Source organism: Guyparkeria hydrothermalis (genome assembly GCF_023555375.1).
GTDB lineage: Bacteria > Pseudomonadota > Gammaproteobacteria > Halothiobacillales > Halothiobacillaceae > Guyparkeria > Guyparkeria hydrothermalis.
Genome location: NZ_JAJSEE010000006.1, coordinates 150621 through 170117, shown reverse-complemented (window position 1 = coordinate 170117; position 19497 = coordinate 150621). Strand labels below are relative to the sequence as shown.

Below are 19497 nucleotides of genomic sequence, written 5' to 3'. Positions count from 1 at the left end.
CTGGATCCTTAATTCCACAGATTTTGGAAATAACGAGTAGCCTAGTCATTTTGTGGAAGGATCGCCTGAACTCCAATCTCGTGGTCGAACATGTAATTGCTGAATTCATCCACCCCCGGGCCGGAAATTGGAGAAAGCTTGCCAAGACGTATGGCGTTGCCGATATCTTGCCGCGTCTTCCCAGTCAGGTTTGCTAATTCCTGTGTGCTGACTGCAAAACCCCGTAACGCTTTGATGCGTTCCAGATCTCCTCGCTTGGCATAGCGACCACCGAGACCATCGTCAACAAGTACAAGGCGTTTGGGCTTGAGCCAGTCGATTTCAAGGCGACGCTTGGCAATCCCTAGCCACTTCGTCACATGCTCTAGTCCGACGAGTTCTTTGTTATCCTGGTACGCTTCTAGATAGGCTGTTACTGTTTCTCGAGAGAAGAAACGCTTATTGCCGAGCGCGCCGCCATGCTCCAACGGTTTTAGGAATCCGCCCTTCACAAGGCGGGCGACTTTCTGGACGCTTATATTGCCCAACAACTTAGCCACATCTTCGGAATCCATATAACGGGTCTCAGCTTCAGCACGAAGACTTCGCTCACCTTTTTTTGGCCGGCCTGCGCGAGTTCTATATATCGTATTGCGCTTGATTTCGGACATGTCTAGTTGGTCAACCTGGCGCCGGGGGAATACATAGATTAGGCCACTGTCTATTCCAGGGCCAGATACTGGCGTCGCACCCGCATTCATGAGGCGTTCAGCTAAGTTTGTGACATTAAATCCATGTTTTGTGGCAATCTCCCGGGCCAAAACATACTGCTTTCGGAAGTGAATTAATTCCAATTTTGTGATGTAGCGCTGGGGGGTTCGATGATTGATCTTACGCCTCTGGAATTGGATCAATCCGTTCGCCATGAGTTGGTAAACAGCACTCTTGTAGAGGTTGAGTTTTCTGGTTAAGTCATCCACCGTGAGCAAATTATCCCGATCAGGATCATTTATCCCGATAAAACGTAGTAGGGAGGCCTTGTCGAGATATATCCCTAAGAGACCTAGCTCCTTGTCGAATCCGACAACATTTATAATTCCGTCTAATGTTGCTTGAATTATTTGTGAAAATTTCTTGGTGGACGAGTTCTTGTGCGTTTTAAGGTACTCAGAAACTGCTACACTGCCTCGACGATCCTCGTTGCTTAATAGGACGTTTCGTTCGTCAATCTTGGCCAACATCTGGTTGAGGGTCATAGCATCGATTAGAATGTCTCGGTAGCCGTCGATCTGAGGTCCGCGAAAAGCTTTGATGACTTCGGCACTAAGCAGGAGTTTGGCATTATGAGGCGAAATGCCAAGGATGTGCGCGGCTTCCTTTAGGGTAACGAGTTGATCTAAAGTGTTCTTTAAACCTATGACGTCTTTGAAAAAGTAACAACCATCCTCTTGGGGGTCTGGCAAATGGTGCTTAGCAAGTGATGCAAAACTCGGAGCTGTTACATCGAGTAGCCCGATTGTTGATTTCGACCCTATCAGACCGAGAGTTTCAGGTTTTCTAGGTGGGTCGAGGGGGGAGATTGCTCGGGCCTCATCCGAGGCAATAAAATCGTGGAACTTGTCCATTATTGTGTTATAGACCGCCGGTTGCTCATCTTTATAGGGGAAGCGGTCTAGGGTCATGCTCACACGGTGCATGAGTGCAGAAGTGCTAAAAAAAGGGAATTTGGCGCGCTCAACTTTAATGACGTCTCTCAAGAATATTTCGAAGCTTAGAGGCCATTGAGAGAAGGGCGCGAAGGCTGTAGCCACATCGTTACGGCGCTCCTCGACCGGACAGTCCCTAATGCCAAGCGTGGCGCCTGACCAAGGCCGTTTCTTGGTGAGCATGTAACCTATATGGAGTAGCGCTCCAAGTGAGGCCATGTCTCTGACAAGGGGGTGATCAGTTATCGTCCCCGTTTCAATGCACTCGGCCACCATGCGCGATACGAGGAGCTTCTCCTCATCTGCACTGACGGGCTTGACAGCCGTGAGATCCGCGTTGCACCGGCACTTGGACACACTTGGTCTCGCCCAGTTGATATACTCTCCGCATGCCGTGCATAAACTGGTCAGCTCAATCCCATGCGCGTGACAGGCGGTATAGGGTGCGAGGTCCCATAGTTGCCGGTGATATTCACTCTCTGTAAGGCACTTAACGCAAACAGCGGGTTTTCGGAATGAGAGCAGGTTGCTTGGGACCTGGGCTAGGCCGACTCTCAGCCGAAGTTCGGAGTCTGTTGAAACTGGTTGATAGCTCAGTCCCTCAAGGCTTTCACTCGTCTTGTCGACGATCGCGGCCAAGGGTTTGAGGTTAGCCTGGCCTTTGGCGATGGGTGGGATGCGTGAAAGCCAGCTATTGCTATTAGCCAAACCGGTCAGCCCAAGGATCACACTGGGCGAGTCATACGCATTGGCTTCAGTTAGGCGTACTAGGTAACCCGGCAGACTTTCGTCCGACATCGGGGCTGGTCGGATTAGCAGTTTTCGTCTGGCCGTCTGCGTCATTGTGTATACCCCATGGCAATCAACTGCGATTTAGCACCTCGGAGGCAGTCAGTTTTTTCTGTTTGGGGCGAATCCTGTTGCTGGTACCAAGCGGATTTTCGAACTCTTTCTGTACCATCGGCCACGTTTTGATGGCTTCCAGGTCCACTTGAAACGGGTTCTGAGGGAACTCGTCGCCTTGGATGCTTCTCCGCTCGTACGCCCGGGCAAAATGACCAGCATCCCATTTGTGATCACCATCCTGAATGGCGAATCGGGCCGCCTGCTTGATCAAGGTCATGACATTGGCCGCTGTGCCATGACTGGCGATGTAGAGAGGAAACGCGAGATCTATTTCAGCCAAGTGAGATGCAGCTTGCAAAGGAAGCTTCTTTTCGACCTCGGCTAGGAATTTTCGGAATTCAACCTGTCCCTGATCTGTTTTCCATGAAAACGGGGCGAGGCGTCTTCGCACCATGAAACGGCGTTTAAGTTGAGGACTCGTTTCAAGGATAGCCTCTGACTCTGGCATCCCGATCAATATCATCGGCACCTTCGTGCTATTGATCAATGACTTAATCCAGTCAGAAACGTCCTGAACAACACGTTGGGTCTTGTTGTCGATCAAGTGCTGGAACTCGTCCAGCAGAATGAGTTCAACGCCGCAATGTTCGATCAGATGGGCTAGGCGCTGACCTTGGGTGACAGTGGTTCCGCGATCAGGAGCTGGGTCACCAAGAGAGTCCAGTAGGGCCGTGGCGACACCCTTGATAGTTGCTTTGGCAGGGATCTCTGCGTGAAATACAGGTACATGGGTTCGATCCGTCTCATCGATGGGCGGGTACTGTTCCAGGTATTGCTGTATCAAACTGGTCTTTCCGACACCAGAACTACCGGTTAGGAACATACATTGGGGTTCTGCCGTGATTTTCGAGGCCTCGTGGCACTCCCCAATGAGTTCTACCAGTTCCCTGATGCGCGGGTACATGACATAAATCTGTTCGATCCAGCGAATGCGATCGAGCTCATCGTTCGCAAGCTCTCCAAATTTACTCACCCCTCTCCTCCTCTCCTTTGCGTTTCAGCGTATATCCTGCCTCCCAGCCATCGGTGTCTTCGTACAACGACGCAAGGAGTTCATCCTCGCTGGGCTTGGCGCTTTGTGGTGTCGCATCAGCAACAGTTTCTTCCTGATTAGTTTCATTCTCTTGAATGAGGTCATCTCTTGAGATGCTTTCCTCTGAAATCGGTCCCGTGCGCGAATCTTTGGTCTTCTGGGAAACATTGTTGAATCGTGCCAGCTTCTGGGTTCCCTTGCGTTTTTTAATTAGGCCGCGGTCGTTTTCGATGACCTTCTGGATTCGCTCTTGGGCTTCGAATAAGGCCGCCATATTGACGGTGGACTGGGCGTGTTCGCGTGCGTTGTTTTTAATGACTTGGTGTTGGAACAGCGTCTTGCCTGCGGTGTACTCCTGATTCACGGCCGGAATCCGGATGTATTCCTGTTTGATCGGGTCCAGAACATAGATATGCGAGATATCCGAGGGATCGATTTTGATGTCGACCACAGGTTTGTCCACCAAGCGGCGACGTAGGTGAGCGAGGCTGGGTGAGTTATAGCGCAGTCCTTCGAACTGGACGCCAGTGGGTTGAATCTTTCGCGTCTCTTGCAAGCCGAGCACTACTTCAAGTTCGCTCTTGCTTCTGGGGAGGATCGGGGGGAATTTTTCAACCGCCTTGCGCCATTTGGCAGACGGGGTGTCTTCGATGCGTTCATTGAACGTCTGCTGATAAATATCGACAACCCACATATGCATGATCTCCACCAAAGACGAGAACATGATGACCGCGTCCTTGGCTGGATTGTACTCAGCCAACTGAACCAGCTCCTTCATGCTTTTGCCGGGATTGCTGTCGATCAACTTCCTGTTTACGGTACCGAAGTAGCGTTCGATCGATGATTTGTACCAAGGTTGCCGGGGCGGTGAATACTGGATGTTTATACCTAGTTGAAGGCAAGCCTCCTCAAATGCTGTGCTGTAAAATTCCTTGCCATTGTCGACTACAAGTGTCTCGAATACGCCGTAAACATCCCAAGTATTCCTTATCTTGGGGTAACTCGCGTGTAGCGCCACCTTCGGCAAAATGGCATGTTTCAAGCATTCCATGACGCTAATCGCACTGGGCGGCGTGAAGCTGATGTAAAAGCCTACGACCGATCGCGTGAAGTGATCCAAGGCAACGGTCAGATAAGGCCGCCCTAGGGGCAGGTGGCTCTCATCATCAATTACGAACATGTCTAGTTGGGTGTGGTCTATCTCCACACGCTCCAAGGGGCGCGTTGTGACCACGCCTTGGCCATAGGCACGAAACTCGCGTTCGGCCGCACGCTTGCCCCTACGCTTTTCCGTGATCAGCATAGGGTCAAGCTTGCGCACCTGTCTGAGCACTGTTCGATAGGAAGGAGCTACCAAGGCATCATCTGGGTTGCGCATCCGATTCTCTTTGTGAATACGCAACAGAATGTCCTCGTAGACCGACGCAACACTCGGAGCGCTCAGACGGAAGAAAACCGAGTCAATCGACTGCTTAATGATTGACGTCACTCCTTGACTAAGACGGTTGCGACGATTGCCTTTGCTCGCATTGTCGTCCAAGAGGGCTCGGATATCTGATCCAGCCTGCTTGTGGGCACGGATCCATCGATACAATGAAATCCAAGAGGGCGGTTTGGGATCGCCAATCTCTTTAGCCACATTGGCAATGACGGGCGTCAAGGTTTTTTCCGTGAAGGATTCCAAATTAAGTTCATTGACCGCTTGAACGTATTTAAGGCGTCGCAATCCTTTTTTCTTTTGCTCTGCAGGTTTGGAGGCAAAGTCTGCCAAGACCCAATGGCTCACATTCGGAGTGGTTGTCGTTGCCTCTTCGTAGCTGACAAATTCGATTGCCTCTCGAACCAACAGTTCAACAGCTTCCTTCATGGGCATAGAGATGACTTGGCCATCACTTAGCCTGCGAAGCCTCAATACTTGAGTATTAGGGTCTGAGCTGTCGATGTGCCAGATGCCGCCGCGGTAGGCGATGTGGTGGCCAGGAGTAAACTGGTAACGGCTCATGATGATTCCTCCTGAGCAGACCAGGCCGCTTTGACCGACATGTCAGGCCGAATCGGCTTGTCCAGGTCAAACACTATTTGACCTTGGTACATCAGGGCGTAGCAGACCGACCGGTCGGCACCATAGTCGGCACACTGGGCAATCAACTCTTCCATGGAAAGCTCGGAATGTGTGGGCACGTTGTGGTGCAGTCCAGCCACCACCAAAGGGTCGAGTGGTGTTTGTGCATAACGGTAGAGCAGCTTGATGTTGTTGAGTCGGTGTCCTTCCCGAATCTGGCTACCGGTGCGGAGGAGGTATTCGCACCCCCGCGCGTGGAAGAAGGCGCTGCGAGCCTGATGCAGGCGAATGAACTCGTCCTTCATAGCCTTCTCGTCCGGCTTGATCTCGACGTACTGCGGAAGGTCCAATCCTCGGCGTATGATCTCGAAGTCCGGGGTATGTTTGAGGATCTTGTCCTCGAAGCTGTATGAAATCGTGATTGGCTGGGATCGGTAGGCGATGACATCCTGGTCATGCTCCAAAATGTAACAGTAGTCCCTTTCCAGTTGGGATTCCCACCAGACTGCTTTCTTCATCTTTACGCTCATGAACTGGCCAATGACGCGATCGCGTCGGCCTCGGTTCGTGATCTTGCGTGCTCCATGCTTTGCCACTGAAAACCTCATAAAAAAAGGGCGCCCTACGGACACCCCTTTAGGTCAAGCTCTTTCCGTTTTCAAGTTATTCGTCACTTTATTTCACTTTATGTGTCTCAGTTTTCACCTTATTCGTCACTTCACAGTTTGTTCTGGCTTACCAGGTGAGGGCGCCCCCAGTCTGATAGTCGGTAACCCGAGTCTCGAAAAAGTTCTTCTCCTTCTTCAGGTCGACCACCTCACTCATCCACGGGAACGGGTTGGTCGCGCCCGGGTACAGCTCGGCCAGGCCGATCTGGCTGCAGCGGCGGTTGGTGATGAAGTGCATGTACTCCTCGCACATCTCGGCGTTCAGGCCGAGCAGGCCGTTGGGGATGGTGTCGCGGGCGTAGTCGATCTCGAGTTCGCAGGCCTCGCGCAGCATCTCGTGCACTTCGTGCTGGAAGGCTTCGCCCCACAGTTCCGGGTTCTCGATCTTGATCTGGTTGATCAGGTCGATGCCGAAGTTCAGGTGGATGGACTCGTCGCGCATGATGTACTGGTACTGCTCGGCGATGCCGGTCATCTTGTTGCGACGGCCCAGTGACAGGATCTGCGCGAAGCCGGTGTAGAACCACATGCCCTCGAACACCACGTAGAAGGCGACCAGGTCACGCAGGAAGTTCTGGGCGCCGTCCTGCGTGGAGGTGTTGAAGGTGCCGTCGGAGAGGTTCTGGGTGTACTTCAGGGCCCAGGAGTCCTTGGCGGTGATCGACGGGACTTCGCGGTACATGTTGAACAGCTCGCCCTCGGCCAGGCCCAGGCTGTCGACGATGTACTGGAAGGTGTGGGTGTGGACCGCTTCCTCGAAGGCCTGGCGCAGCAGGTACTGGCGGCACTCGGGGTTGGTGACCTGCTCGTAGACGGCAAGCACGATGTTGTTGGCGACCAGGCTCTCGGCGGTGGCGAAGAAGCCGAGGTTGCGCATCACCATGTTGCGCTCGTCCTGGGTCAGGCCGTCCTTGGACTTCCACAGGGCCAGATCCGCCTGCATGGAGACCTCGGTGGGCATCCAGTGGTTGTTGCAGCCGGCGAGGTACTTTTCCCAGGCCCACTGGTACTTGAGCGGCAGCAGCTGGTTGACGTCGGCCTTGGCGTTGATGATGCGCTTTTCGGAGACGTCGACGCGCCCGGCGTTGGCCTCGATACCACCCAGACCGGTCTGGTCGGCGCCTTCGGCGGCGGTCGGGTCGAAGTGATGCTCTTGGCCATCGTCGTAGGAGGCCGGCATCACGCTGGCCGCGTTCGGGGCGTGGGCGGGTTCGTCGTTGCCTTTCTTCAGCGGGTCATTCCAATCGAGCATGGTTCTCTCCTTTTTCTTCCGGTTCTCACCGGGCCGGGCAGGGCGGCTGCCCGGCGGTATTCACGTCAATTCGGTAGTGCCTTCGCGGGCCTTACTGGCAGGCCTCGCACTCGGGATCGTCGATGGAGCAGGCCTTCGGGCCGGCGGCGGCCGCCGGATCGGCGGAGACGCCGCGTAGCTTGCCGTCCAGCTTGTTCATCGTGGTCTTCTCGATACGCGTCTTGGAGGCGGCGCGCAGGTAGTAGGTGGTCTTGAGGCCACGCACCCACGCGAGCTTGTACATGTTGTCGATCTTCGGACCCGACGGCTCGGCCATGTAGAGGTTGAGCGACTGGGCCTGGTCGATCCACTTCTGGCGGCGCGAACCGGCCTCGATCAGCCAGCGCGGGTCGATCTCGAAGGCGGTGGCGTACAGCGCCTTGAGCTCGTCCGGCACGCGGTCGATCGCCTGTACGGAACCGTCGAAGTACTTGAGATCGTTGACCATGACCTCGTCCCACAGGCCGCGGTCCTTGAGATCGCGGACCAGGTACGGGTTGACCACGGTGAACTCGCCCGAGAGGTTGGACTTCACGAACAGGTTCTCGAAGGTCGGCTCGATCGACTGCGAGACGCCGCAGATGTTCGAGATGGTCGCCGTCGGCGCGATCGCCATGGTGTTGGAGTTGCGCATGCCCTGTTTCTTGATCTTCTTGCGCAGGGCGTTCCAGTCCAGGGTCTGGTCGCGGTTCATGTCGAGATACTCGCCACGCGACTCGGCCAGGAGCTCGATCGAGTCGATCGGCAGGATGCCGCGGCTCCACAGCGAGCCCTCGTAGCTCGCGTAGCGACCGCGCTCGGCGGCCAGATCACTGGAGGCGGAGATGGCGTGGTAGCTGACCGTCTCCATGGAGCGGTCGGCGAACTCGACCGCCGCATCCGAGCCGTACGGGATCTTCTGCTTGTAGAGCGCATCCTGGAAACCCATGATCCCCAGGCCCACCGGGCGGTGGCGCAGGTTGGAATTGCGCGCCTGCGGCACCGAGTAGTAGTTGTACTCGATCACGTTGTCGAGCATGCGCATCGCGGTCCTGATGGTGCGCTCGACCTTCTCCTCGTCGATGCCGTTCTCGGTGGTGTGCTGCGCGAGGTTGACCGAGCCGAGGTTGCACACGGCGATCTCGGAGTCGTTGGTGTGCAGGGTGATCTCGGTGCAGAGGTTCGAGCTGTGGACCACGCCGGCGTGCTGGTTGGTGTAGCGCAGGTTGCAGGGGTCCTTGAAGGTCACCCACGGGTGGCCGGTCTCGAACAGCATCGAGAGCATGCGGCGCCACAGGTTGACCGCCGGAATCTTGCGGAAGTTCTTGATCTCGCCGCGCTCGGCCTTGGCCTCGTACTCGACGTAGGCCTTCTCGAAGGCCGTGCCGGAGAGGTCGTGCAGGTCCGGGCACTCGGCCGGCGAGAACAGCGTCCACTCGGCTTCCTCGGCGACGCGCTTCATGAAGAGATCCGGCACCCAGTTGGCGGTGTTCATGTCGTGGGTGCGGCGGCGGTCGTCACCGGTGTTCTTGCGCAGGTCCAGGAATTCCTCGATGTCCAGGTGCCAGGTCTCGAGGTACGCACAGACCGCGCCCTTGCGCTTGCCGCCCTGGTTGACCGCCACGGCGGTGTCGTTGGCCACCTTGAGGAACGGCACGACGCCCTGGCTCTTGCCGTTGGTGCCCTTGATGTGGCTGCCCAGCGCCCGGACGCGGGTCCAGTCGTTGCCCAGGCCCCCGGCGAACTTGGACAGCAGCGCGTTGTCGCGGATCGAGCCGTAGATGCCGTCGAGGTGGTCCGGCACGGTGGTGAGATAGCAGCTCGACAGCTGCGGGCGCAGGGTGCCGGAGTTGAACAGCGTCGGGGTCGAGGACATGAAGTCGAACGACGACAGCAGGCGGTAGAACTCGATCGCACGCTCCTCGCGGTCGATCTCGTTGATCGCCAGACCCATCGCCACGCGCATGAAGAACGCCTGCGGCAGCTCGAAGCGCACGTCGTCCTGGTGCAGGAAGTAGCGGTCGTAGAGGGTCTGCAGACCGAGGTAGGTGAACTGCAGGTCACGCTCGTGATCCAGTGCCTGGCCCAGTCGCTCGAGGTCGTACTGCTGCAGGGTCGGGTCGAGCAGCTCGTGCTCGACGCCCACCTTGATGTATTCCTTGAAGTAGTCCGGGTAGATGGTCGCCATCTCCGCCTGGGTGCAGGCGGTCACCGGGTTGTGCACGAAGCGCAGCGCCTCGGTGCGCATGGAGTCGAGCAGCAGGCGGGCGGCGACCTGGGAGTAGGCCGGGTCGATCTCGATCAGGGTGCGCGCGCTCATCACCAACGCGGTGCTGACCTCGTGCTCGGCGACGCCGTCGTAGAGGTTGCGGATGGTCTCGTCGACGATGCGCTGGTTGTCGACGCTTTCGAGATCGGCACAAGCCTCGTCGACCAGGCGCGACAGACGCACGGTGTCCAGCGGCTCGGTGGTGCCGTCGTAGCGGGTGACGCGGATCGCCGGCTTCTCGCTGGTGGTCTCGCTCTCTTCCTCCATCTCCGCGGCGCGCTTCTGGGCCTGCTGCTCGCGGTAGAGGACGTAGGCGCGGGCGACCTTGTGGTGGCCCTCGCGCATCAGGGCCAGCTCGACCTGGTCCTGGATGTCCTCGATGTGGACGGTGCCGCCGCCGGGCAGGCGACGCTTCAAGGCCTGGTCGATCAGCGAGACCAGGGCCTCGACCGACTCGTGGACGCGGGCGGAGGCCGCCGCGCCACCGCCCTCGACGGCCAGGAAGGCCTTGGTCATGGCGACCTTGATCTTGGACGGATCGTAGGCGGTCAGCTTGCCGTTACGGCGGATGACGCGTACCTGGCCCGGGGTGGCCGCGGCGTTCTCGATGCCGCTGGCCGCGTTGCCGGTCTGCTCGTGGTACGCCTGGGTCGGGGTTTCTACTGTCTGACTGGTGCTCATGCCGCTGATCCGTCCTCTGTGGTCTGGTTCGAAGGCCCGCTCGCGCGGGACGCCGATTCCCTGTTCGTGAATTGTCCTTGCCACGCCCCGCATGCCGGGGCGTGGATGGGCCGCGTCTGGCGTCGCCAGCGCGACGGCCCGAGTCTGGTCGCACGGCCGGTCCCGGTGTCGCCGCCTGGGGGATCACCGGGCGACTCGCCGTGCGATGTCGGGGCTGACGATCGAGTCGATCGCGGCCCCCTCGAGAGCCTTGATTGTGGTCGCTGGCCAAGCAAAGTCAACTGGGGAAATCGCAAATACTGTGCTCTGATGGAGTCAATACCACTATATGCTGTGTATTAATCGGTGCGGGACTTGTTGGAAGCATCTGGGCAAGCCGTGCACAGCCTGTGGATAAACGCGGTGGAAAAACCGCTAACCCCGCGTCCTGACACGGCTGTCCGTCGACCGGCCGTTGCCGCCATCAATAAAACCCGCGGGCAGGAAAAAAATTTTTGTCTTCCAGCCTTGGGGGTGGGGTCGGACGCGGGGTGGGAACCGGGTGGTCCGCCCGGGATGGCTGGCCCATCCCGACCCGCGTCGTGGGCCCGGTTGGAGGGGGGTGTCGCGGCAGGCATAATCAAGGCCACACGGCCCCGCCACCTGGGGCGCACCACCATTGTCACGGGAGCAGGCATGCGGATTCTGGTCACCGGCGCCGCCGGTTTCATTGGCTCGACGTTATCGGCGCGGTTGCTCGACCGCGGCGACACGGTCATCGGGCTGGACAACCTCAACGACTACTACGACGTGAGCCTCAAGGAGGCCCGCCTGGCCCGGCTGACCGACCGCGAGGGCTTTTCCTTCGAGAAACTCGACGTCGCCGATCGCGCCGGCATGGCCGGCCTGTTCGAGCGCGTCAAACCCGAGCGCGTGGTGCATCTGGCCGCCCAGGCGGGGGTGCGCTATTCGCTGGAGAATCCGCACGCCTACATCGACGCCAACCTGGTGGGCTTTACCAATATCCTCGAGGGCTGCCGCCACAACGACGTGGGTCACCTGGTCTACGCCTCGTCGAGCTCGGTCTACGGCGCGAACACCGAGATGCCGTTCTCGGTGCACCACAACGTCGACCATCCGCTGTCGCTGTACGCCGCGACCAAGAAGGCCAACGAGCTGATGGCGCATACCTACGCCTCGCTCTACGACCTGCCCACCACCGGCCTGCGGTTCTTCACTGTCTACGGCCCTTGGGGGCGCCCGGACATGGCGCTGTTCAAGTTCACCAAGAACATCCTCGCGGGCAAGCCGATCGACGTGTTCAACCACGGCCATCACCGCCGCGACTTCACCTACATCGACGACATCGTCGAAGGGGTGATCCGCACGCTCGATCACGTCGCCACCGCGAATCCCGACTGGAGCGCGGCGACCCCCGACTCCGGCACCTCGTTCGCCCCCTGGCGCGTCTACAACATCGGCAGCCACCGACCGGTGGAACTGCTGCGCTACATCGAGCTGATCGAGGAGGCCACCGGCAAGAAGGCCGAACTGAATCTCCTGCCGATGCAGCCGGGCGACGTGCCGGACACCTACGCTGACGTCGAGGACCTCAAGAACGACGTCGGCTACGCGCCCAGCACGCCGGTCGAGGAGGGCGTGGCCCGCTTCGTCGAGTGGTATCGCGGCTACTATGGGGTCTGAGGGCCGATCCGCTGATTGAATCGCCACGCCGGGCCCGTCGGCCTGGCCCGACCGGCAAGGAGCCAAGATGGCCGCGGAACTCTGGGAAATACGCGATTTCATCGCCGAGGTGCCGGCCTTCGCCGAGCTGCCGGGCAAGGTGCTGGACGCCCTGCCACGGCGGTTGACGGTGCGCTACCTGCGCCGCGGTCGCCCGTTCCCGCCACCCGATGCCGAGCCCGGCCTGTGGATCGTGCGCAGCGGCGCGCTGGCCGTGCGCGAGCCCGACGGGCGCCTGCGCGAGAAACTCGGCGAGACCGATCTCTACCTCGACGCCCCCCAGCCGACCGAGCCGGAGGCCCGGGGGGAGGACACTGCCGAGACGCCCGCCGTGGCGGTGGTCGAGGACAGCCTGCTCTACCAGTTGCCGCTGCCGGCGTTCGAGGATCTGCTCGAGGCGCATCCGGTGTTTGCCTGGCGCTTCGAGCGCAGCCGTCGCGAGCGGCTCGAGCGCGCCCTGAGCGAGCTGGGCCAGGGCGGTCGCCCGGAGGCACTGATGGCGGCAACGGTCGAGGCGTTGCGGCGACGCGAGCCGATCACCGCCTCGCCGGACATCCCCATCCGCCAGGGCGCCGAGATCATGACCGAGGCACAGGTCTCGGCGCTGTTGCTGGTCGAGGACGAACGATTAGTGGGACTGGTCACCGATCGAGACCTGCGCCGGCGCTGCCTGGCCGCGGGCGTGTCGGTCGATTCGCCGTTGCGCGAGATCATGACCGAGTCCTTGATCACGGTCGCCCCGACGAGTTCGGCATTCGAGGCCTCGCTTCTGTTCTCGCGGCACAATATCCACCACCTGCCGGTGGTCGCCGAGGACGGCGCGCTGGTGGGTATCCTGTCGACCTCCGACCTGTTGCGCCACCAGGGCACCCATTCGATTCACCTGGTCCGCGATGCGATGGCCGCCCCGGACCTCGAGGCGATCGCCCGGGTCGGGTCGCGCCTGCCGGATCTCGAGGCGCAACTGGTCGCGATCGGCGCGGAGGCCGAGCCGCTGGGTGAGGCGATGGTTACGGTCACCGACGCCATGACCCGCCGGCTGACCGAACTGGCCGAGCAGGCGCTTGGCCCGGCGCCGGTCGACTGGGCCTGGGCGGCGCTGGGTAGCCAGGGTCGACGCGAGCAGACCGCGTTCACCGACCAGGACAACGCCCTGATCCTCGATGAGGCCTTCGACCCGGCGCAGCACGGAGAGTGGTTCGAGCGCTTCGCCCAGTTTGTCACCGAGGGCCTCGCCGCGGCGGGCTTGGAGCCGTGCCCGGGCGAGACCATGGCGACTACCCCGGACTGGCGCCAGTCGGTGGCCGGCTGGGCCCGCATCTTCCGCGACTGGATCGAGCAGCCCGAGCCGCACTCGATCATGCTGGCGACCAACTTCTTCGACATGCGCGTGGTCGCCGGAAACGACTCGCTGCTCGATGCCCTCTGGGACACGGTGCGCCCGCTGGCGGTATCGAACACCATCTTCCAGCGCCGCCTGGCCAACAACGCGCTGGCCATCCGCATGCCGCTGGGCTTTTTCCGCCGGCTGGTGGTGGTCGACGACGAGCAACACGACGATCGGCTCGATCTCAAGCGCTACGGCTTGATGCCGATTGCCGACCTTGCTCGCCTGCACGCGGTCAGCCTGGGGCTGCCGGAGCTGCACACCGTGCGTCGCCTGCAGGCCGCGTCGGCGGCCGGTGGCCTCTCGGCCTCGGCCGCGGCCGGGCTGGTCGATGCCTGGCGCCTGTTCTACGTGCTGCGCGCCCGCCACCAGGCCGCCCAGGCCCGGCGGGGCGAACCGCTGGATAACCGGCTCGACCCGGACCGGCTCTCGGGCCTGGAGCGTGATCACCTGCGCGATGCCTTCCGGGTGGTCGATGACCACCAGCGCTGGGTGCGTGCCCACTTCGACGTCAGCGGCACCCGCTGAGATGGCCCGCCTGCGCCTGTCCTGGTTTCCGCATGCCAGCTGGCTCGCGTTGCGCCGGCGCTATCACCGCCGCCGGGCCAAGCCCGACTCGGCATTGGTCCACTTTCTCGATACGCCCGTGGCCGACATCGATGCCGACTGGCGCCAGGGCGAGTACCTGGTGCTCGATTTCGAGACCACCGGGCTCGACCCGCGCCAGGATCGCCTGCTGAGCGTGGGCTGGGTGGTGATGCGCGGCCCGACCATCGATCTGGGTACCGCGCACCACGAGGTGATCAACCCGCGGATCGGCATCCCCGAGCAGAGCGCGGTGATCCACTGCATCACCGACGATGCCGCCGCCGAGGGCCTGCCCGAGCGCGTCGCCCTGGAGCAGGTGCTCGAGGCGCTGACCGGCCGCGTGCTGGTCGCGCACAACGCGCGCTTCGAGATCGCCTTTCTCAATGCCGCCTGCCGGCGGCACTTCGGCGCGGGGCTAGCCATTCCGGTGATCGACACCCTGCTACTGGCTCGACAGGGCTTCGAGCGCCGCCACCTGCACCACGGCCCGGGCGAGCTGCGCCTGGATGCCCTGCGCGGGCGCTACCACCTGCCGCGCTACCACGCCCACCACGCCCTGATCGACGCCCTGGCCACCGCCGAGCTGCACTCGGCCCTGTGCCAGGATCGCGTCTCGCCCACCGGGCGCTTGGCGGTGCGGAACCTGTTGTCGGTGTTGTGAAGCGTGGGTCGGGGCATCGCGGCTAAAGCCGCCCCTACGCTCGAATCGATCTCGTAGGAGCGCCTTCAGGCGCGATGCCCGATCGCCTACGCCGCCTCGGCATTTGCCGGCATCACCCGCTGGCTGATGCTCTCGCGCAGGGAGAGCAGGGCGGGGATGACGAACAGCACCAGCAGGGTGGAGTAGCCCAGGCCGAAGGCGATCGAGGTGGCCATCGGGATCAGGAACTGCGCCTGCAGCGAGGTCTCGAACAGCAGCGGGGTCAGGCCGCCGATGGTGGTCAGCGAGGTCAGCATCACCGCGCGCAGGCGCTGGACGGCGGCCTGCTCGAGGGCCTCGTCGACCGACAGCCCGGCGGCGAGCTGATCGCGGTAGAAGGCGACCAGGATGATGGCGTTGTTGACCACGATCCCGGACAGGCCGAACAGGCCGAACAGCGACAGGATGGTCAGCTCGATGCCCATCGCCCAGTGGCCGAAGATCGCCCCGACCAGCCCCAGCGGGATGACCGTGAGCACGATCAGGGGCAGGGTCCAGGCCGAGAACACCCAGACCAGCACGATGTACATCAGGGCCAGGCCCAGGTAGAGGCCGAACTTCATGTCGGCCATGGTCTCGCGCTGGTCGGCCTGTCGACCCTCGAAGCTGTAGCCGATGCCGTGGCGGCTGGCCAGTTCCGGCAGGGTGTCGCGCTCGAGGGCGGCACGCAGGTTCTCGGCGTTGGCCAGCTCGCGGTTGATCTCCGCGGATACCTCGACGGCGCGCACGCCCTCGGCGTGGCGGATGGCCTCGAAACCGCGCTGCGAGCCGAGGTCCACCACCTGGCGTACCGGCACGAAGCTGCCGTCGTCGGTGCGGATGCTGATGTCGTCGAGCGAGGCGATCTGCCGGCGTTCGGCGCGCGGCAACAGCACCCGGACCTCGACCTCGTCGGGACCGGACTGGTAGATCTGGCTCAACGCGCCATCGTAGGCCGCGCGCAGCTGGTTGCCCACGTCGATGGTGGTCAGCCCGAGTGCCCGGCCCTGGGCATTGACCGAGAACGTGATCTGCTGGCGCCCGTAGGGTAGGTCGTCGCTGACGTCGACCACGCCCGGCACGCCCTTGAGGGTCTCGGCGAGCGAGACGGCCGCGTTTTTCAGATCGTCGGTGGTGCCGCCCTTGAGGCGCACGGTCAGGTCGGCGCCCGGCGGTCCGCCCTGGCGCGAGCTGATCGAGAAGTTTTCCATGCCCGGCGGCACGCGGGTGTTCTCCCGCCAGGTACGGATGAACTCGGCGTTGCGGGTGCTGCGGGCGTCCGGTTCGACCAGCTCGATCAGCATCGACCCGAGTTGGTCGCCCTGGGTGCCGCTTTCCGCCCCGATGGTCCCGCCCAACCGGACGATGGCGGTCTGCACCAGTGGCTCGCCCAGCTCGTCCTCGGTCTGCTCGAGGCTGCGCTCGAGCTCGTCCATGAACGCGCTCATGCGCTCGCGGTCGGTGCCGGCAACGAAGGTGGCGTTGGCGTAGACGATCTGCGACTCGGGGGTGGGGAAGAAGGTAAAGCCCAAACGCCCGCCCGCGAGCAGGCCGACGGCGAGGATGACCGTGGCGACCGCCGTGGCCAGCGTCACGCCGCGATGGCCGATGGCGAACCGCACCGCCGGCCGGAAATGCTGCTGACGAAAGTGATCGAAGCGGCGATCGAAACCCGCCCGGAGGCGCGCCAGTCGGCCGGGTTGGCGTTGGCCGAGCCGGTCATCGCGATGTCGGCCACTGAAGGCCCCGCGCAGGTGGCCAGGCAGCACCAGGAAGGCCTCCACCAGCGAGGCGGCGATCACGCAGATCATCACCACCGGGATGTCGCGCAGGATCTGGCCGATGGTGCCGCCGACCACCAGCAGCGGCATGAAGGCGGCGATGGTGGTCAGCGACGAGGCCATCACCGGCCAGAACATCCGCCGCGCCGCCCCCTGCGAGGCGAGCAGGGGCGCCTCGCCGTGACGGAAGTGGGCATCGGCGTCCTCGCCGACCACGATGGCGTCGTCGACGATCACCCCGAGCGCCATGATCAGGGCGAACAGCGAGATCATGTTGATCGACCCCCCGATCAGCCAGAGGATCGCCAGCGCGGCGAGGAAGGCGGCCGGGATACCGGCGGCGACCCAGAAGGCCACCCGACCGGGCAGGAACAGGTAGAGCAGCACCAGGACCAGGATCAGGCCGCCGGCGCCGTTGGTGACTAGCAGGTTGATGCGGTCGCGGATCAGCTGCCAGGACTGGTCGTAGGCCTTGACGTGCATGCCGGGCGGCAGGGTCGGGGCCGTCTCGTCGACCCATCGCTGCAGCGCCCGCGCCGACTCCAGGCTGTCGCCGTGCTCGGCGCGTTGGAGCACCAGTTCGGCCGCCGGCATGCCCTCATGGCGCAGCAGCAGCGAATCGCGCCGCGGCTCCTGGATGATGCGTGCGATCTGGTCGAGGTCGAGGCGCGCCTGCGGGCTGCTGATGACCGAAAGGTTGGCGAATTCCAGGGGGCGGCGGCGCTGTTCGACCGCGCGCAGCTCCCGGCCGCCGTCGGCGCTGCCGAACTCGCCGGCCGGCACGTCGCGCGAGAGGGCATCGACCGTCTCCGACAGTTGCGGCAACGACTGGCCGAGTGCGGCCAACGAGGCGGAAGGCACCTCGATCGCGATCTGCTGTTCGGGCACCCCGTTGACGGTGACCCGGTCGATGCCCCGGTCGATCAGCTCGCGCTCGAAGCGATCGACCCACTGGCGCAGCGCGCCGCGCTCGACGTCGCCGTAGACCAGCAGGCGGGCGACCGGGTCGAACTTGGGCGCCCGGCTGATTTGCGGGTTTTCGGCATCGGCGGGGAAGTTGCGGAAGGTGTCGACCTGCTCGCGCACGTCGTTGAGCGCGAGCACCGGATCGGTGCCCTGCAGGAACTCCAGCGTGATGGTGGAGATGCCCTGGGCCGAGGTGGAGGTCATGGTGTCCACGTCGGGCACGGCCCGCAGGCGTTCCTCGAGCGGGTTGGTGATGCCGCGTTCGACGTCCTCGGCCGAGGCGCCGGTCCAGACCACCGAGACCGTGACGATGTCCACGGCGAAATTGGGGAAGAACTGGATGTTCATCCGCGAGAGGGCGAACAGCCCGCCGAGGACCATCAGCAGCATCACCAGGTGCGGGGCGACCCGGTGACGGGCAAAACGCTCCAGCACGCCGCGCGGCTGCCCGTCGGTCATTCGTCGGCCCCGGCCGTGGAGGGACTGCCTGGGCTGGCCGCCTTGTCCTCCCAGCGCACCTTCAGGCCGTCGACGGCGTTGGGCAGCTGGGTGGTCGCCAGGCGATCGCCGGCCGCGAGGGTCGGCGCGCGCACCAGGAGGGCGCCTTGCTCGCCGGTCGCGTCATCGCCGCGGTATTCGCCCAGCCGCTCGACCCGGGCGCGTTCCAGTCGTCCGTCGCGGATACGGTAGACGTGATCGTTGCCGTACAGCGCGCTGTGCGGGATGGCGACGGCATTATCGACCGCCGGCATCTTAAGCTCGATCGTCACGACCTGGCCGGCGCGCAGCGACGGGTCGGGCTCGACATAACGGAACCGTCCGGTTGCGCCCTGACCGCTGGCCTCGGCGGCGATGCGTTCGAGTTCGAGTGCTGCGCCGGACTCCCGCGTGCGGGCCCGGGGCGGATCGCCGGCCCGTAACGCCTCGAGCATCGAGGCAACCCGTTTCGAGGGAATCAGGGCCCGTGCCTCGAAGCCGTCCCAGGGGTAGAAGGTCAGCAGGGTGGCATTGGCGGCGACCTGGTCGCCCGCCGTGACCTCGACGTTGCCGACCAGGCCGTCGGCCGGGGCTTCGGCGCGGGCACGCTCGAGATCGCGTTCGGCGGCCAGCACGTCGGCCTTGGCGGCCTCGCGGCGGGCCTCGAGCCCGGCGAGCCGGGCATCGAACGTGGCCAGGCGTTCGCGGCGGGTATTGAGGGCCAGTCGCGCCTGACTCAGGGCATCCCGGGCGTTGTCGACGTCGGCCTGCGAGGCGAGGTTGCGACCCCGCAGGTCACGACTGCGCGACAGGGCCGTCTCGGCGTTCTGCACGATTTCCTGTTCCAGGGCCAGTGCCTGGCGATCGGATTCGTGCTGCGCCCGCGCCTCGCGGATCTGTGCCTCGAGATCGGCAAGGTTGGCCCTGGCGCGCGTCAGGGCGGGCTGGAAGTCGCGGGAATCGAGTTCGATCAGGCGCTCCCCTCGGGTCACGGACTGGCCATCCTCGACCGGGACGGCGGCGACCCGCGCGGACAGCGGGGCGTTGATCGAGAGTCGGTCGGGGTTGGCGACTTCGCCGTAGAGCGTCAGTACCGGGTGGCGCGTGGCCGGTTCGACGATCATGGTCTCGACCAGCCAGGCACGCTCCTCGGGCTGAGCCTGGGGAGCGTCGGGCTTACTTGCCTTCAGAGCGAGGAAGGCGACGATCGCCACGCCGAGGATCAGCAGGGGAAGCAGGAACCGAAACAGCCAGCGTCGCGGTCGGGACGGGGGTGCCGAGTCATCGGACCGGGTATCGGACGGGGTATCGGATGGCTGCATG

At 62.4% G+C, this 19497-nt stretch carries 11 protein-coding genes; 3 read left to right on the top strand and 8 right to left on the bottom strand.

The window, feature by feature from the left end:
* Positions 1-41: 41 nt before the first annotated feature.
* The 6 genes from LV475_RS09365 to LV475_RS09340 all read right to left on the bottom strand — a co-directional run bounded on the left by LV475_RS09365 (position 42) and on the right by LV475_RS09340 (position 10574).
* Complete coding sequence (locus LV475_RS09365; RefSeq protein ID WP_284047288.1) at positions 42-2528, bottom strand: TniQ family protein; 2487 nt, start codon at positions 2526-2528, stop codon at positions 42-44.
* Positions 2529-2547: 19 nt separating this feature from the next.
* Complete coding sequence (locus LV475_RS09360; RefSeq protein WP_204742156.1) at positions 2548-3564, bottom strand: TniB family NTP-binding protein; 1017 nt, start codon at positions 3562-3564, stop codon at positions 2548-2550.
* Positions 3557-5626, bottom strand: coding sequence for a Mu transposase C-terminal domain-containing protein (locus tag LV475_RS09355; protein ID WP_125198995.1), 2070 nt, complete (start codon positions 5624-5626; stop codon positions 3557-3559). The genes LV475_RS09360 and LV475_RS09355 overlap by 8 nt, the downstream gene beginning before the upstream one ends.
* Positions 5623-6204, bottom strand: a complete 582-nt coding sequence (locus tag LV475_RS09350; protein WP_204742155.1) for a TnsA endonuclease N-terminal domain-containing protein — start codon at positions 6202-6204, stop codon at positions 5623-5625. The genes LV475_RS09355 and LV475_RS09350 overlap by 4 nt, the downstream gene beginning before the upstream one ends.
* Positions 6205-6421: 217 nt before the next feature.
* Entirely contained in the window at positions 6422-7606 is a 1185-nt protein-coding gene (locus LV475_RS09345; protein WP_136867207.1) for a ribonucleotide-diphosphate reductase subunit beta, read from the bottom strand.
* A gap of 91 nt (positions 7607-7697) precedes the next feature.
* Entirely contained in the window at positions 7698-10574 is a 2877-nt protein-coding gene (locus LV475_RS09340; protein WP_136867208.1) for a ribonucleoside-diphosphate reductase subunit alpha, read from the bottom strand.
* A gap of 675 nt (positions 10575-11249) precedes the next feature.
* Here LV475_RS09340 and LV475_RS09335 point away from each other — a divergent pair.
* The 3 genes from LV475_RS09335 (at position 11250) to LV475_RS09325 (ending at position 14932) form a co-directional block, all read left to right on the top strand.
* The gene (locus LV475_RS09335) at positions 11250-12257 is read left to right on the top strand and encodes an NAD-dependent epimerase (RefSeq protein ID WP_250106183.1); all 1008 of its coding nucleotides are present in this window, start codon (positions 11250-11252) and stop codon (positions 12255-12257) included.
* A 67-nt stretch (positions 12258-12324) separates the two neighbouring features.
* Positions 12325-14211, top strand: a complete 1887-nt coding sequence (locus LV475_RS09330) for a DUF294 nucleotidyltransferase-like domain-containing protein (protein WP_136867210.1) — start codon at positions 12325-12327, stop codon at positions 14209-14211.
* Position 14212: 1 nt separating this feature from the next.
* Positions 14213-14932, top strand: a complete 720-nt coding sequence (locus LV475_RS09325; protein WP_169303627.1) for a 3'-5' exonuclease — start codon at positions 14213-14215, stop codon at positions 14930-14932.
* 86 nt (positions 14933-15018) lie between these two features.
* On the opposite strand, the gene LV475_RS09320 is transcribed toward LV475_RS09325, so the two are convergent.
* Both LV475_RS09320 and LV475_RS09315 read right to left on the bottom strand, forming a co-directional pair.
* Positions 15019-18156: an efflux RND transporter permease subunit gene (locus tag LV475_RS09320; RefSeq protein WP_247709514.1), complete on the bottom strand. Its 3138-nt coding sequence runs from the start codon at positions 18154-18156 to the stop codon at positions 15019-15021.
* A complete protein-coding gene (locus LV475_RS09315) occupies positions 18153-19496 on the bottom strand; it encodes an efflux RND transporter periplasmic adaptor subunit (RefSeq protein ID WP_136867213.1) in 1344 nt (447 codons plus the stop codon). Before LV475_RS09315 ends, LV475_RS09320 begins: the two co-directional genes overlap by 4 nt.
* Position 19497 lies beyond the last annotated feature (1 nt).